This window comes from Stenotrophomonas maltophilia R551-3 (assembly GCF_000020665.1).
Taxonomy (GTDB): Bacteria; Pseudomonadota; Gammaproteobacteria; order Xanthomonadales; family Xanthomonadaceae; genus Stenotrophomonas; species Stenotrophomonas maltophilia_L.
This window is the reverse complement of sequence record NC_011071.1, coordinates 436,461-449,931: the sequence shown is the minus strand read 5'-3', so window position 1 is coordinate 449,931 and position 13,471 is coordinate 436,461. Positions and strand designations below refer to the sequence as shown.

At 59.9% G+C, this 13,471-nt stretch carries 9 protein-coding genes; 4 read left to right on the top strand and 5 right to left on the bottom strand.

Annotated features, from left to right (window positions below):
* Positions 1–293 precede the first annotated feature (293 nt).
* Genes SMAL_RS01940 through SMAL_RS01925 form a run of 4 tightly spaced genes read right to left on the bottom strand, consistent with a single transcriptional unit; the run spans position 294 to position 7,222 of the window.
* Complete coding sequence (locus tag SMAL_RS01940; protein WP_012509883.1) at positions 294–2,159, bottom strand: dynamin family protein; 1,866 nt, start codon at positions 2,157–2,159, stop codon at positions 294–296.
* A complete protein-coding gene (locus tag SMAL_RS01935; RefSeq protein WP_004139628.1) occupies positions 2,156–4,369 on the bottom strand; it encodes a dynamin family protein in 2,214 nt (737 codons plus the stop codon). The genes SMAL_RS01940 and SMAL_RS01935 overlap by 4 nt, the downstream gene beginning before the upstream one ends.
* The gene (locus SMAL_RS01930) at positions 4,366–6,261 is read right to left on the bottom strand and encodes a dynamin family protein (protein ID WP_232054002.1); all 1,896 of its coding nucleotides are present in this window, start codon (positions 6,259–6,261) and stop codon (positions 4,366–4,368) included. The genes SMAL_RS01935 and SMAL_RS01930 overlap by 4 nt, the downstream gene beginning before the upstream one ends.
* The gene (locus SMAL_RS01925) at positions 6,218–7,222 is read right to left on the bottom strand and encodes a helix-turn-helix transcriptional regulator (protein ID WP_004139622.1); all 1,005 of its coding nucleotides are present in this window, start codon (positions 7,220–7,222) and stop codon (positions 6,218–6,220) included. The genes SMAL_RS01930 and SMAL_RS01925 overlap by 44 nt, the downstream gene beginning before the upstream one ends.
* A 903-nt stretch (positions 7,223–8,125) precedes the next feature.
* Between SMAL_RS01925 and SMAL_RS01920 the strand changes: the two genes are divergently transcribed.
* The 4 genes from SMAL_RS01920 to SMAL_RS01910 all read left to right on the top strand — a co-directional run bounded on the left by SMAL_RS01920 (position 8,126) and on the right by SMAL_RS01910 (position 10,294).
* The gene (locus SMAL_RS01920; RefSeq protein WP_012509880.1) at positions 8,126–8,773 is read left to right on the top strand and encodes a HEPN domain-containing protein; all 648 of its coding nucleotides are present in this window, start codon (positions 8,126–8,128) and stop codon (positions 8,771–8,773) included.
* Between the two features lie 274 nt (positions 8,774–9,047).
* Complete coding sequence (locus SMAL_RS01915) at positions 9,048–9,473, top strand: TonB family protein (RefSeq protein ID WP_041864465.1); 426 nt, start codon at positions 9,048–9,050, stop codon at positions 9,471–9,473.
* A 36-nt stretch (positions 9,474–9,509) separates the two neighbouring features.
* The gene (locus SMAL_RS21005) at positions 9,510–9,929 is read left to right on the top strand and encodes a hypothetical protein (RefSeq protein WP_157628456.1); all 420 of its coding nucleotides are present in this window, start codon (positions 9,510–9,512) and stop codon (positions 9,927–9,929) included.
* The gene (locus SMAL_RS01910) at positions 9,926–10,294 is read left to right on the top strand and encodes a hypothetical protein (RefSeq protein WP_012509878.1); all 369 of its coding nucleotides are present in this window, start codon (positions 9,926–9,928) and stop codon (positions 10,292–10,294) included. The genes SMAL_RS21005 and SMAL_RS01910 overlap by 4 nt, the downstream gene beginning before the upstream one ends.
* A 98-nt stretch (positions 10,295–10,392) precedes the next feature.
* On the opposite strand, the gene SMAL_RS01905 is transcribed toward SMAL_RS01910, so the two are convergent.
* Complete coding sequence (locus tag SMAL_RS01905; protein ID WP_012509877.1) at positions 10,393–13,431, bottom strand: DEAD/DEAH box helicase; 3,039 nt, start codon at positions 13,429–13,431, stop codon at positions 10,393–10,395.
* Between the last annotated feature and the right edge of the window lie 40 nt (positions 13,432–13,471).

Sequence of the window (13,471 nt, the reverse complement as noted above, 5' to 3'; positions counted from 1 at the left end):
GCCCCCGCCATTCATACGGAGGCAAGCCGCCCATGTGGGGACGTACACAACGTTGGACCTATCACTGCCCAGCCTGCGGTTGGCTTCGTATCACCCCGCCAACGGGGGATGTGCGTCTGCCGGGGCTGACGCACTTCTCCCATTGCCCGCAGTGCAGGTCACCCGCCGTCTCTGGCCGCCCCACCCGCACCCTCGACCACCTTTGGGACGGTCTGCCTGAGGCCTGGCGGAAGGCAGACCCCAAGCCATAGCGACATTCAGGCAAAGACCGGTCATGCCAGGCCACACCCGCATCAAGCGGGCGTGAGCACCCGTCTTGCTGCATCGAGGAAAGCGGCATTGATCTGGTCCGCATCGACAAGAAGTCTGGACAGGGCGTCGAGGTTCATCGCCGCGTTGATGGTCTCCACGTTCTGGGTTGCCGAACGCATGGTTGCCGCATCCTGGACATCTCCCTGCATCAGGTCCAATGCAAGCGCACGCGCGGCCGAGCGGCAGGCCTTCGCCGTCGCGATGGATTCGGTGATGGCACTGCGATAAAGCTCGAACACCTCGTTGATCCGATCCTCGACATGCTCCATCGGCAGACGACCCTTGGGACGCTCACGCAGGAAGTCCTGCATGGATTTTCCACGGAATTCGTACTCCTTGCCGTACTTTGAGGAGTAAACACTGATGCCCTCAACCGTGATTCCATTCAGCTCGATTTCGTCCTCGATCTGCCCCAGGATCTCTTCAATCTGATCAGCTGATCGCAGATCGGCCTTGTTCAGAACCACGTAGACAGGGCGTCCCTCGAAACCAATCTCCTTCAGGAATTCGATATCCGAATCCGGAGTCGTACCGTTGGCGTCAATTCCGATGACCCAGAAGAGCACATCCGACTTCCGCGAGTGAGACACGGCTACCGCGCGGTCGCTCTGACTGAAACTACCCTCGGTACCCGGGTTGTAGCCGGGGGTATCCATCAGACAGATGTTGCCGGTGCGCTCGGTGTCCATGCTGGTACCGACGCTTACCAAGGGCATGATCCGCTTGAGGTCAAAGCTGAACTTCTCGACAAACGCACGGGACATTTCCTGGTAGAACCCGGCATCCAGATCAATGCAGCCGCCATTGAACGAATACGCCTGGATCTTCGTCTGCTGCGCGGGATACACGTAGCTGGGGATGACGGTTGCCGGCGTGACGCTGGAGAGCAGCTTGAAATCCTTGCCGAGGAAGCTGTTGATGAAGGCCGACTTTCCGCTGCTGAAGCCACCGACCACCCCCACGACCGTGCGGCGGAAGATGTCCGGATTGGCCGCCATCAGGTGCAGCTCCTGCTGGATGGACTGCAACAACCTCAGCGCCTTCGCTTCGTCAGCGAGGGACGCCTCGGCACTCGCAAAGCGCATGTAGTCATCATCGAGCAGCTTCTGGAAGGCTTCGATTCCCTCATTTCGCGGCGGCGGCACAGCAAGCAGGCGCGAAACGAGCGCAAAGCGGATCTGCGTTGCGGCATGTTCGGCCTGCAGAAGATCCAGGTCGCCACCCAATTGGCGGCTCTGCTCCTGCTCGCTTTCAAGCGCAGCCTGGGTTGCAGCATGCTGCATGGACTGCACCTTAAGGCGGTCCTGGGCATCCACCAGGCTCGTCGTCAGCTGCGCCCGGGCCATCTTCTCGGCGCCGTAGCGCTGGCTCAGGTCCAGTTCGCGCCTGCCCGCTTCCTGAAGCTCCTTCTGCAACTCCTGCGAGGCCTGCCTCTGGGCATCGAGTTCGCCAGCCAGTGCCTGCTCGCGGGTCTGTGCATCGTCACGCTCGCGACTACGGGTGGTCTCACTCTCGGCCAGGGCCTCGGACACATTCTTCAGCTCAGTTCCCCGCTCCGCCAGAGCCTCCGATGCGCGTTCAAGTTCGGTCTCGCGCTCCGCCAGAGCCCCGGATGCGTGTTTCAGTTCAGCTTCCCGCTCTGCCAAGGCAAGCGCGCGTTGCTCCGCCGTGATGTTGAGCCGTCGATGGTCCTCCACGATGGAGATCCAACGCTGGCTGGCTGCATCCATCTGCTCCTGGATGGCGGTCACGTGGAGCCGACGGCCCCACGGCTTCCACCCGGCGAGGTAGGTAAGGTGCTGCGCGCTGGTGCCTTCGAACAACGGCCTGCCATTGTCACCACTCACTGCATTGCCTCCAGCTCCGCATCCATCATGGTCAGTGTCGCCCGCGTCTTTTCAGCGTCTTCCATCAGCGCCTGCAGTGCATCGAACTGAGCTTGAATGTGCCCAATGAAGTCATCTGCAACAGACTTTGGAATTGCCCTCTTTACTGTCTCAACATACTCGTAGACCGCGGCCTCAGCCGTTTCTCGCAGTGTCTCAATGGCGTGCTGCGCCTGCTCGAGGAACGTATCGGCCTCGCTACCCTTCAGCTTCATGGTGGATGCCTTCAGCACCGGTGCCCGAAGCGAAACCGGAGGAAACTCCACGCCATTGACGATGCTCTTCAGCGATGAATAAACCGCCTCGATGTCCAGCTCATCGTCCAACTGCCGTCGCGCCGTCTGGAGCAGTTCTGCAAACAGCCGCTTGCCAAATTTGGCCTGCAACTCAGTCGCTCTGCTGTCAAGATCTGTTCGCAGCCCACTAGCAAATGCCGATACGGCGGACTTCACAGCAGCAGGCAGGACGGTGCGGTTGTTCTCCTCATACTCCCGGTAGCCGCCATCCCAGAGTTTTCTTGCCACCCAATTGAAGGCGCCAGGAGACTCAGTGCGGCGGGTGGTTTTCTCGGTACCTACCGTCCTGCTCACCCCCGAATCGGCAGCGTCGTAGGCGCCATCGATGACCTCCTTCATGGCCTTCCTGAGGCCATTCACGAAACCAGTCTTGATACCCATGAGCTCATCATCCAGAGCCACCGTAAGGTTGAATTTGCGACGTTCCAACCCTCGCTTGTTCTTCTTCAGCTCCGTCAGCCCGGCCTCACCAATCTCCCCTCTGCGCAAAGACAACTGTCTGCGCAGCTCACGCAGCAGCTCGACCTGCTTCCGCTCCTTGGCATCCAGCAGGTCCTGGCGCCGAGCGGCCAGCACGCGCGCTTTCGCTAGACGGGTCTGTTCCACCACCTCATGCAGACCGGCCATGTTGGCCAACTGATCGAGATTGGTGCGTGACAGCCCTGGATTGTCATCCCTGAAGTAGTCCGGGTAGGTTTCCTTGAGGTTCTGCCACGCCGTCAGGCGGCCACCTTGCCAATCCGCCACGCTGTCGAACTCGACGGACATCGAATGGCACATGCCGGAACTGTGGATGATCGCATCCTCACCCTTGTCCACCAGGCTCTGGAATACATCTCCAACCTCGGGGTTGGAGAGCTTCAGCTTATCCAGCACCTTGCCCGCATGGCCCGCAAGCTCCCGCCGCAGACCGGTAAGCGAAGCATGCAGCTGTGCCTGCATTTCCGAACCATGCAGCGTGTTGTCCACCTGGCTGGCAACCAGCACCAGTTCGCGGATGCCCTCGGCAGCGGTGATCCGCGCCATCACGTCCAGATCTTCCTGACTCATGAACTGCGCTGCCGGGCTGACGACAAACACCACATCGCAGCACTTCAAGAGATCATGGGTGCGTGCCTCGCGCGATGCGACCGGGTCATTCAGCCCCGGCGTATCGATGATGCGCAGCCCGCGCAGCGCCTCCACCGGCATCTCGATGTCGACGCTCTTGGTTACAGGCATGTAGTGACCTTCCGCGGCAACGTAGTCCGCCAGCAACGCCGCCAGGCCCTCTACGTCGTCGGCCTCCAGCGGCTTGTCCTCCTTCAGGTGGGCCAGCGAAAGGCCGGACGCCGTGATCTTCGCCCACTGTTCGTGCGAGGCCTGCAAGGACGGCTGCTGGGTGGCCAGTGCCCGTCGGGCACCCCGCTCGGCCAGCTCCCTTCGGCGCTCAGGGTCCAGGCCCGCACGCCCTTCCGTGCGTCGCAGCTCTTCGATCAGCGACTTCTCAAGCAGGTCGCTGTACACAGCAGCAGCCTGCTCGATGTTGGCAAGATCCGCCTGGGAGTAGAAGCGCGCGGTCGCCTTGAACCGCTCGCCGTAGGTCAGCGTGGTCAGTGCTGCGGTCATCGGCGTCGCCGCCTGCGGCAGTACTGACTCCCCGTTGAAAACCAGCGCGTTGAGCAGCGTCGATTTGCCGGCCTTGACCCGGCCGACAATGCCAATGTCCATCAGGCGATTTTCGTCGTCCAGTCGCAACAACGCTTCCTTCAGGCTATCGATCGTGTCGATCTCCCACTGCGACGAAGCCCCGACGGCGCCATTGAGAATGTCGGCGTGTGCTGCAAGCCACGTGATCAACTTCTGCTGACGGTCCAGGATCACTTCAGCACTCATCGGGCGGACTCCAGCGCGACGACTTCGTTCGCAACGGAGGTCAGACCAGCTTCCGCAGCGTCAAGTGCTTTCACGCGTGCCGCGCGGGCAGGACTGCTCTGCTCGGCCACAACACTTTCCAGCAGCTGCCGTTTTTCCTCGATGGCCGTCTTGAACTCATGCACGGCCTGCTCGATCAGGCCATCAACCTGTGCCTGCAGCAGCTCGGGCAGCTTGGTCCGGAACTCGCGCTGCACCGACGGAATAACCTGGTTGTCGATGGTCTTGCGCAGCTCCTCCTCGCGGAGCTTGCGCGACACAAACCCGAGGATCTCCGGCAGGAAGATCACGACCAGCTCGATCGCCGGCGCCACGACGCTGGTGGTGACCGCCAGAACGGTGGTGATACTGCGGAAGGCGACTCGGGCTCTCTGGGTCTTCTCCCGATCATTCTCGTCATCACCGGCATAGGGACGCAGCAGCTTCTCGTCTTCACGCGCCTTCTGCAGGTTGCCCTGCCAGCGCTCGAGCGCTTGACCGGTCTGGGTCAGCGTCTCCTGCACGCGCGTCTGCATCTGTTGCGTCCAGTCCGGTCCGCCGACACTGCCAACCTCATCCACCTCGCGCTGAGACAGGGATTTGGCCAGATCACCAATCGCCTGCTGGCTCAGCCCTTCCATGCGTTCCTTGACCACACGACTCAAGCGCTGGCGGGAAATATCGCTGACGACCTGCGCAAACCGCGGGTTGTTGCCACCGGCAGCGGCCGCCTGCAGCTCACTGGAGGCCTCGCGAAGGGCCTGGCCTACTTCCTCAACGCACTGTTCGACCACCTGGCTCAGGCGGCTACGGCCCAGCTTGGCCACGAGGGCGTCGCGCTGGGCGTTCAGATCATCCAGGGCATCATTCAGCTGACGTACGCTGCGATCAATATCCGCATCGCTCTGATCCAAAGCCTTGCGTGCCATTTTCACCTGGGCACGAGCGTGGGCAAGCTGGCTCGAGATTCGCGGCAGGAAGCGGCCGATCCACAGATCACTTGCGCTGATCTTGGGCAGCAGACTGGCCAGTCCATTGCCCTGCTTGCGGTCGTCGCGTGCCATGGCCGGCGCAACGCCCAGGCGCAGCTCAAGCTGCTCCCGTACAGCCACTTCCACGGCATCCACTTCTTCGGCTGAACGCAGGTTCGCCTTGCTCAGCAGGATCGAGAATCCAGCCTCATAGGTATGCATGGTTTCAAGCTGGCGCAGCGTCGACTCGGCCAGAGTACCGTCGGGCACGCTCACGGCCACGATGAAGTGCGCGCCACGCGGCAGATAATGGGCGATGGCCTTGTTGTGGCTGTCCAGCGAGGAGCCGAAGCCGGGCATGTCCACGAGAACCTGTGGATACAGCGCTTCCAGGCGCGGGTCGTCCAGATGCAGTTCCAGGTGCGTGTACGACGAGGCCCGCGGCTTGATGGACAGCAAGTCCTCCACGGCGAGCCGATCACTGCCACCATCGGCACGGTGCGCCAGAACGTGGGGATCCCGGCTGAAGCGCAACTCGGTGGCCAGCTCAGTCTCCGGGGTGATACCGACCGGGAGGATGTCCGCGCCCAGGAAGGTGTTGATCAGCGAGCTCTTTCCTGCACTGAACGCACCGATGATCGGTACCAACAGTTCGGCCCGCTGCATTTCTTCGGCGAGCGAGTGGTTTTCAGGCAGTTCGATCGCTGCGCTGTCAGCCAGCGTCGTAATCCGGTCCAACAGACCAAGGCATTGATTCTTAACAGCGAACATCTGTTTCCCCTGTGTGGCGTGTAGGTCGAAGGAGTAGCGCGGAAAGATTGTGTTGCGGGCGTGCGACATCCGGCGTCGCACCCACACGTCAGTAACGCTGTGCGGCGCTTCGGTGGCGAGCGGCGATATCATCGGCCAGTGCTGCGGGAGCCAGAACGCGTACCGATGCGCCCAGGCCGAGCAGCCACCAGCGCAGTTGGGCGGAGTCATCGACGGTGGCCCGCAGACGGGGAACAAGACCGTCCCCGACGTCCAGCTTCTGATCACGGGAGAGCGGTGTCTCCGCCAGGTGCTGGGCCAGGGCTTCATCAAGCTCCAGCTCAACGGACAGAGGTCCCTTGCTCTCGAAGCCTGCGGCAACCCGGCTCGCATAGTTTCCGAGTTCGAAGGACTCAGCACCTTCGGTGTCGGCGTCGAGCATTTCTGCACGCTGTACCCGGTGCAGCGACAGCGTAGTGGTCTCCGTGCGCCCATCAATCCGTCCAGCCAGGTAACTGGACGTTCCACGCTGGATCATCCCGTAGGGATGGAAGACGTACTCACTGGCATCGCTACGGCCACGGGCCACGTAGTACAAGCGCAGCTGCTTCTCGTTGAAAAGCGCCTGATGCACGTTGACCGCCACGTCGGTGTCCACCGCAGCCGGCAGCAGGGACTGGCTGGCTGGCACGACGGCGACCTTCTCGTGCCAGCGCCGCGTGGAACGCGTCGTGCGGACCGCCGCCAGCGTCTTCTCTGCCTGGTCAAAGAACGGCGTCAGTGCAGGCCAGTGATTGGCTGGCAACAGTCCCTGCAGGTTGCGCTGCGCGGTGAGCAGCACCACCGCCTGTGAAACGGACATGCCCGGCATGCTGAAGGCGGCCGCGCCGCGCATCCATGCCCAACCATAGGGTTTCTGAAGATCATTGCTCTCGATGGGGAACTGCAGCGACAGGGCGTTCAGATCCCGTTCGATGGTTCGAGTCCCTCCCTTGTAGCTCTCCGCCGCCAAGGTCTGGGCGAGCTCCTTCACGGTGCGGTAGTGCGGAGCAGGCTGCAGCAACTGCAGCAGACGCCACTGGCGCGCCAGCGAGGAGCGGTTATCGGTGTCCATGTTGCCAGTCCTTTGTATGTTTCCACGACATCCCAGCAGGGGATGAGCCGATTCAACCGAAAGCTGCGACATCTGATGTCGCAAGAAGCCACTTCGGCCAACAACGGGTTCCTTCCCTTGGTCTCGTGATTATCTTGAATCCGATCACGCTTTCACAGCAGACACAGGACGATCTGCGGGTGTGGATGTGGAACGATGTGTGCTCCGATGGAGGCTCAAGTAATCCAAACGCAAGCCGATAGCGGCCGGCTACGGATGCCAATGGCACGGCGCTCGGCGGGCATCGACGCGGCCTGCACGGGGCGCCTGTGGTGGATCGCTCTGCAGCAGAATCTATCGCCAACTCGCGCGCGATGTCTTTAGGAATGGTCCGAAATCCAATCGCGCCGCCACGATCCCGGGAGCGCCGAGTATCGGCCTGGGTGACGCGACACAGGTTGTCGCACCCCTCTGCAGAATGGACGCCGAAGGATCGGAACAGGGGCATTGGACGCCCCGCTACTACCCAGGAGGAGGGACTGCATGTTCAAGATTATCGGTGCCACGGTGGTTTACGGTTTCGCGCTGTATGGGCTGGGCCGCTGGCTGACGGACCAGCAGCTTGTCGGCGCAGATGACTGAGGCTCGGCAGAGCATGTGGGGACTGGCGCAAAAGTCGACCTACCATTGCCGAGACTGCGGCTGGAAGCGGACGTTGCCTTCGTCCGGGGATGCGCGTATCGAGGGACTGACCTGGTTCCGCACCTGCCCCGAGTGCCGCTCCACTGCGCTGGCGTGCGGCAGCGCAGCCACTCTGGATGCGCTTTGGCAGGGATTACCCGAGGCTTGGCGGAGTGCGCGACGTTCGGAGTAGTTTCCCAGCCGGAGGTGCCATGCATAATGGCAAATCTTACAGGGGGGAAAATGGATTCGACTGCTCTGAAGGAAGTGCATCGTCAGATTCGCGATGCACAGCCGGACTCGACGCGCGTGCGCCTACACCGCGCCATCAGCTGGCTCAACCGCGCCGAACAGGAAGACGAGGATACGGACGCGCGATTCCTGTTTCTGTGGATTGCGCTGAACGCAGCCTATGCCCAGGAGTTCGGATTCGAGAATGCCGAGCGCGAACAACTGCGCAGGTTCTTCGATGCTTTGCTGAGGCATGACAAGCAAGGAAGCCTGCAGGACATCCTGTTCAAACAGTTTCCCGGGCCTATCCGAACCCTTATCGGGAATCGCTTTGTCTATGCACGCTTCTGGAAGGCACTGCGGGAACATGACAGCAGCGACCAGTGGGCAGAGCGCTTTGCCAAGGACCAGCGCTCGGCGCTGCAGGCCGTAGTTGAGCGGCGTACTGAAGTCGTGCTCTCCATCGTGCTTGACCGGCTGTACGTACTGCGCAACCAGCTGGTACATGGCGGGGCCACGTGGGACAGCCATGCCAACCGTGAGCAGTTGCGAGATGGCGCCGCCATCCTGGGCCAACTGGTACCGGCAATCCTGCATCTGATGATGAGGGACGACGCGCCCGACCTAGGTGAAGTCGCCTACCCGATGATCCCCATCTGAACCACGGCACGGCCAGAGATGTCGGCAGGCCCGGCAACGCGGTTTAGGGACTGAGCGCATGGCTGGGACCCGCCCCAGCCATGCACGCTCCACGCCATCCCCTGACCCCAAGGAGATGATCATGCCCACGATCCTCGCCGGGCGACTGGAAGGTTTTACCCACGCGCTATCACCCGCCACTACGACGTCGGCATGGGCGCGACCAGCCGGTCCAAGCGGGAGCCAGCCGGGGGATAGCCGCTATGCTGGCAGCGCACCGGAATGGATACCACGTATGCCCCGTTTGAACGCCGCCCTGGCACTGAACCTCGCCCTCATGCTGCTGAGCGCTACACATGCCATGGCCATGGCGGCAGACCTGCAGGTGTCCACCGAAGTGTTCGTAGAGGCCGGTGACAACCCCTCCTTCAAGCTGCGGCAGGCACCTGCCATTGAGTATTCAACGGCCCCTGCCACGTCGCCCGATACCTTCCTGCAGGCTCCCATGGCGGTGCTGCTGGTTGCTCAATTGGATGAGCTGGGCCACGTCTCCAACGTGATGGTGGCGCGGTCCAGCGGACTGCGGGAGATGGATCGTGCGGCCCTTACCGCAGTGGACCAATGGCGCTTTGATCCGGTCGTGGTTGAGGGCATCGCGCAGCATGCGCGGGTGCGGGTCCGTCTGACCTTCGTGGCCACGACCGAGGCGCCGCCCGGCTGAACCGCTGGTCCAATCTGTCGCAATTGATCCTACGCCATGGCCCAGACTGCGGGCATTCCTGCGCTTGGGGTCAATAGCGCCAAGCCCTTCAAGAGCGTTGCAGCGCAATCGCTTGCCGGCTTAACACCGTATGCGACAATGCCGAAAGCGTCAGGGCTGGCAATCATCAGTCCTGTGGTTTCTTGGCATTTGGTTGCTGCACGGGTATCTCTTGGCGTGCCACCGGAAAAGGGTGGCGCGGGACTCGAAAACCCGTCTATGTACCAGATGTATGCGCTTGCCGGCCGGCGTCACTTTTTATGTGGCGCCGGCTGGCAATCCGTTCGCGTTCTATGGCGGGCGGTGCGTGGGGATCTTCGGATCCGCCGGTCTGGTACATACCGGTTTTCGAGCCCGCACCGTCCGCCACCTTTATTGGTGGCGCTGCTTTCTGTCCTGTACGGAGCATTGCCATGAACACATCGGACTTCCGTTCCCTGCACGCGCAGTACGATCCGGACAACGCCGAACCCGAGCGCGAACCGTCCGTCGATCCCAACGCCTTCGTCGCCACGCTGCACCGCATTGGCAGCGGTGTGGCTGCGGACGGCCAGCCTTGGCCGGAGCGGCATCAACTGCCTGGGCGTTGCCTTCAGCTGGCGGATGCGGATTGCGCGCTGGCGGGGCTGCGTGTGGTGGCGGAGCTGATGTTGGCTGCGGAGCGGACTCGGCAAAATGGTGCGCCCGAGGAGTACGTAGGGGATCGGGTGATGGAGGGGTTGAAGATGGCGTGTGTGGCGTTGACTGCGCAGGTTACTGAGCGGTTGCACGGAGGGGGGTAGCGAGGGCGACTCAGAGCTTCGATCACAGTGGGGAGCGTCATCGATCTGCGGGACTTCCAATGAAGTCACAAAGATCTGACCTGCCGGCCATCGCCATCCTACGGGGAGACCATGATCTTAAGATCAACATCGTTTGCGCTGCACACTGCCAGCCATGCATCTATTAGTTGATATGCCTGTAGTGATTCCGCCTTAGCAGCAGCCCCCATTTTAATTTCTTTCTTGAACGATCCGTAAGAGAAGGAGTTTGCGGCGACGATCCACACTTCTTTCTTGCATCCAGGTGATCTCCTCCGCTTCTTTATTGTTTCAATTGCTGATGCTACGCATTTAGAGTAAGCCTTTGGCGTTGATGGAACCGTGCGCTCCACGCCGTCCTTCGCTATGAATCGCACCCGATGCTTGAGCTTGTGGATCGCACCTCTATGCGGCCAAGGCAATGCAAGCCGCCCCTCATTTCCGAAGGGCAGCGATTCATTCGACGAAACCAGATACTCAATGTTCTTTATCGCCTGAGCCCCCACTTCGGCAAGGGCACCAGCTGGCGACTTGGGACGCTTTGACTCACCACACTTAACATGTACAAAGCAAAGCGACTTTGGTGACGACACTATGAAATCCGCAGCCTCCGTACCCATATCTGTGCACACCACAAGATCGATGTCGGGAACTAGCCTCCTGAGCACATCGTATTGGGTTGATCGATATTTTTGATAGTCGCCGCGAGCCAAGCTGTCGATAAGATTGAACACTGAGTTCGCATCAAAGTTCTCCGCGCTAGTCCCGACATACTCCCGATCCTGAAACAACCCTTTCTCGGACAAACCAGCCAACTGAAGCTCAGGGACAGGATAGATTGATGCGCCAATAACAGTGCTCTCTAGATCGATCCCCACTGTAGTCGGCAAAGCCGACTTGTAGAACTTTCCATCTACGTATGAAACTCCATCGGCGAACAAGATCTTAAGCGATCTCGAGTTCATGTCTTGAACCAATGATACGGCCTCTCCATCGGGAGACACCAACATCACGTCTGGGCTAGCAGTGAAGACTATCCTCTCGACCTCTTCGATGTAGGCAAATCTCAACGTCGACGATCCGACCTTGACTTGCCAATTCGGGCACTCTAGAAAAAGAAACCCTGCGTCAAGCGGTGTGGATTTTGCGCCGGAGACCATCTTGGTACCCGCCGGGAGATCCGTGAAGTCGATAGTCATAGATAGGGGCCCGCTAACTGCCATCGCATCGATTGGCAGAGCAAAAGCCCCGATCACCGGACTCAGCGACGGCGCATCCTCATCCAAAACGGACGCCACCTCGTCTACCCACTCCGACAGCCGCTCCAGGCTGAATGAGCCATTTTTTTGGTCAGAGACTCTTCCCGATCCGGTACTGAGGTAGTAGCTGCTCTCTACACCTTGGGCCAAATCGAGATTGTCGACCTTCGTTACTGAAAGAGCATAGCTAGCTGCCGACTGCCCTGAGTACGAGGCACTTAGCTCTGGTCCTACATGCGAAACTCGCTCCGGCCTTCTTCTAGCCGAGCTTATCGATCGCGCGTGCGTCTCTTTTACTCTAGTGAAAGCACCCCTTGCTGAGAGATTGAATAGTCGCTGTGGATCGACGGGCTGCTTTGTACCCAGCGCCGTGTCCCCCGCATGATTGATTGAGCGACTGTCGAATACTGCCAAGTAGTTGCCAATCTTTTTTGCAACTACCACATGAAGAGACGGCTCGAAGAACAACTTACTCTTCAGATACTTGGAACTCTCAAACCGGATAGACACGATCACCTTGAATCCGTGCGCCGAGTCATAGCATTTCGCCAGTTCCCCAGCGTGATCATTTCTCCAAAGCATGGCGTCAACAAAGGACTCGATTGTGAAGCCCTCCTCCACCCCCAGGAAGCATACAGACGCGGTCGGCACTCGAATATCTCTATCCACATCGAGGCTCAACAGTTCGAACTTTTCCCGGAATGCCGCTCCCAGGTACATGTACTGGGGGAAGGTGTCGAGGTAGCTCTCGATCAGCTTTGCCGTGTCAAGAGAATTGACGAACTTGGCCCATCCATCATCTGAGGAGATGGATGAGTCAAACTCGAGGTAGTTAGCCCACATCTTTGTGTTGCTGGACGAGCCACAATCAAGCACCAGTGGCTGTATGCTCTCGAAGTTCCGCACGATTCTTCCAACGGTCTGCACGAGCTCTTGACCGCTTGCTACTGGATAGGTGAGGACACACAACTTTGCAGATGGAAGGTCCACGCCCTCATCCAGCTTTCTTTGGTGAATCACTACTCGAACGTCTCGCGAGTTTAGTCCAGAAGGGACAGTCTTGGCGGTTCCTGCCGAGGTATCGTCCGGCAACTTATCGTGGATTGCCAGCGTACTTAGTCCCGCGCCGCCCATCAATTCCTTCAGCATCTTGACATCCCCAAGACTCTTGGCCTTTACGATTGCCTTTGCGGTTGGGTTTTCTGAGAGGAAGATCGATGTACGTTGGGCGGCGTCCGCAATTGTGCACTGCTCGAATGCCGGCTCCAAAATGACTTGATGCTCGACCGCCTTCTTGAAGGTGTAGCAAAATGTCGTTTCAAGGCCGATGTCGAATTGGAACAGATCATTACGGTACGGGGTCGCCGTCACTATTATCTTGTGACAGCTGAACTGCCGAACAGCCTTACCCCAGAGCGGAGCGGGCTCCGAATGGCCTTCATCGACAATAAGCAGCGAGCAGCTCTCGGCTAGACGGCGGAACGCCGTCGACTTCATGCGGATCAGCTTTTGGAAAGTACCGACATAGATGCAGTCCTCCTTAATCTCTCCGCCCAACTCTTTGACTGAGCGAGGCGACTCTACGAGCACGCCCCTGTCCGAGAAGAACTTCCCTGATATTTCGTCCATAAGCTGCCGGCAGACTGCCGCTCGAGGACTGAGTACAACGATTGGGCCGCGAGGGTGAGACTGGCAGACGGAGGCAATCAGTCCTGATTTTCCTGCGCCGGTAGGCATTACGACCAGGAATGACTTACCTGCGTAGTCCCTTGCAAGATATTCTCGAACCGCATTGGCCGCGCGACGTTGTCCTTCTCGCATCGCTGCTGCTACCGCGAATTCCTCTCCCGTGGTGAGCATTCCTTAACTCCAATCTTGTCCATTAAAAAAGGGCGATCAG

What these genes read in the sequence shown, in the direction of transcription:
- SMAL_RS01935 (WP_004139628.1), bottom strand. Translation starts at nt 4,369, where the DNA reads ATGAGTGCTGAAGTGATCCTGGACCGTCAGCAGAAGTTGATCACGTGG.
- SMAL_RS01930 (WP_232054002.1), bottom strand. Translation starts at nt 6,261, where the DNA reads ATGATATCGCCGCTCGCCACCGAAGCGCCGCACAGCGTTACTGACGTG.
- SMAL_RS01925 (WP_004139622.1), bottom strand. Translation starts at nt 7,222, where the DNA reads ATGGACACCGATAACCGCTCCTCGCTGGCGCGCCAGTGGCGTCTGCTG.
- SMAL_RS01920 (WP_012509880.1), top strand. Translation starts at nt 8,126, where the DNA reads ATGGATTCGACTGCTCTGAAGGAAGTGCATCGTCAGATTCGCGATGCA.
- SMAL_RS01915 (WP_041864465.1), top strand. Translation starts at nt 9,048, where the DNA reads ATGCCCCGTTTGAACGCCGCCCTGGCACTGAACCTCGCCCTCATGCTG.
- SMAL_RS21005 (WP_157628456.1), top strand. Translation starts at nt 9,510, where the DNA reads ATGGCCCAGACTGCGGGCATTCCTGCGCTTGGGGTCAATAGCGCCAAG.
- SMAL_RS01910 (WP_012509878.1), top strand. Translation starts at nt 9,926, where the DNA reads ATGAACACATCGGACTTCCGTTCCCTGCACGCGCAGTACGATCCGGAC.
- SMAL_RS01905 (WP_012509877.1), bottom strand. Translation starts at nt 13,431, where the DNA reads ATGCTCACCACGGGAGAGGAATTCGCGGTAGCAGCAGCGATGCGAGAA.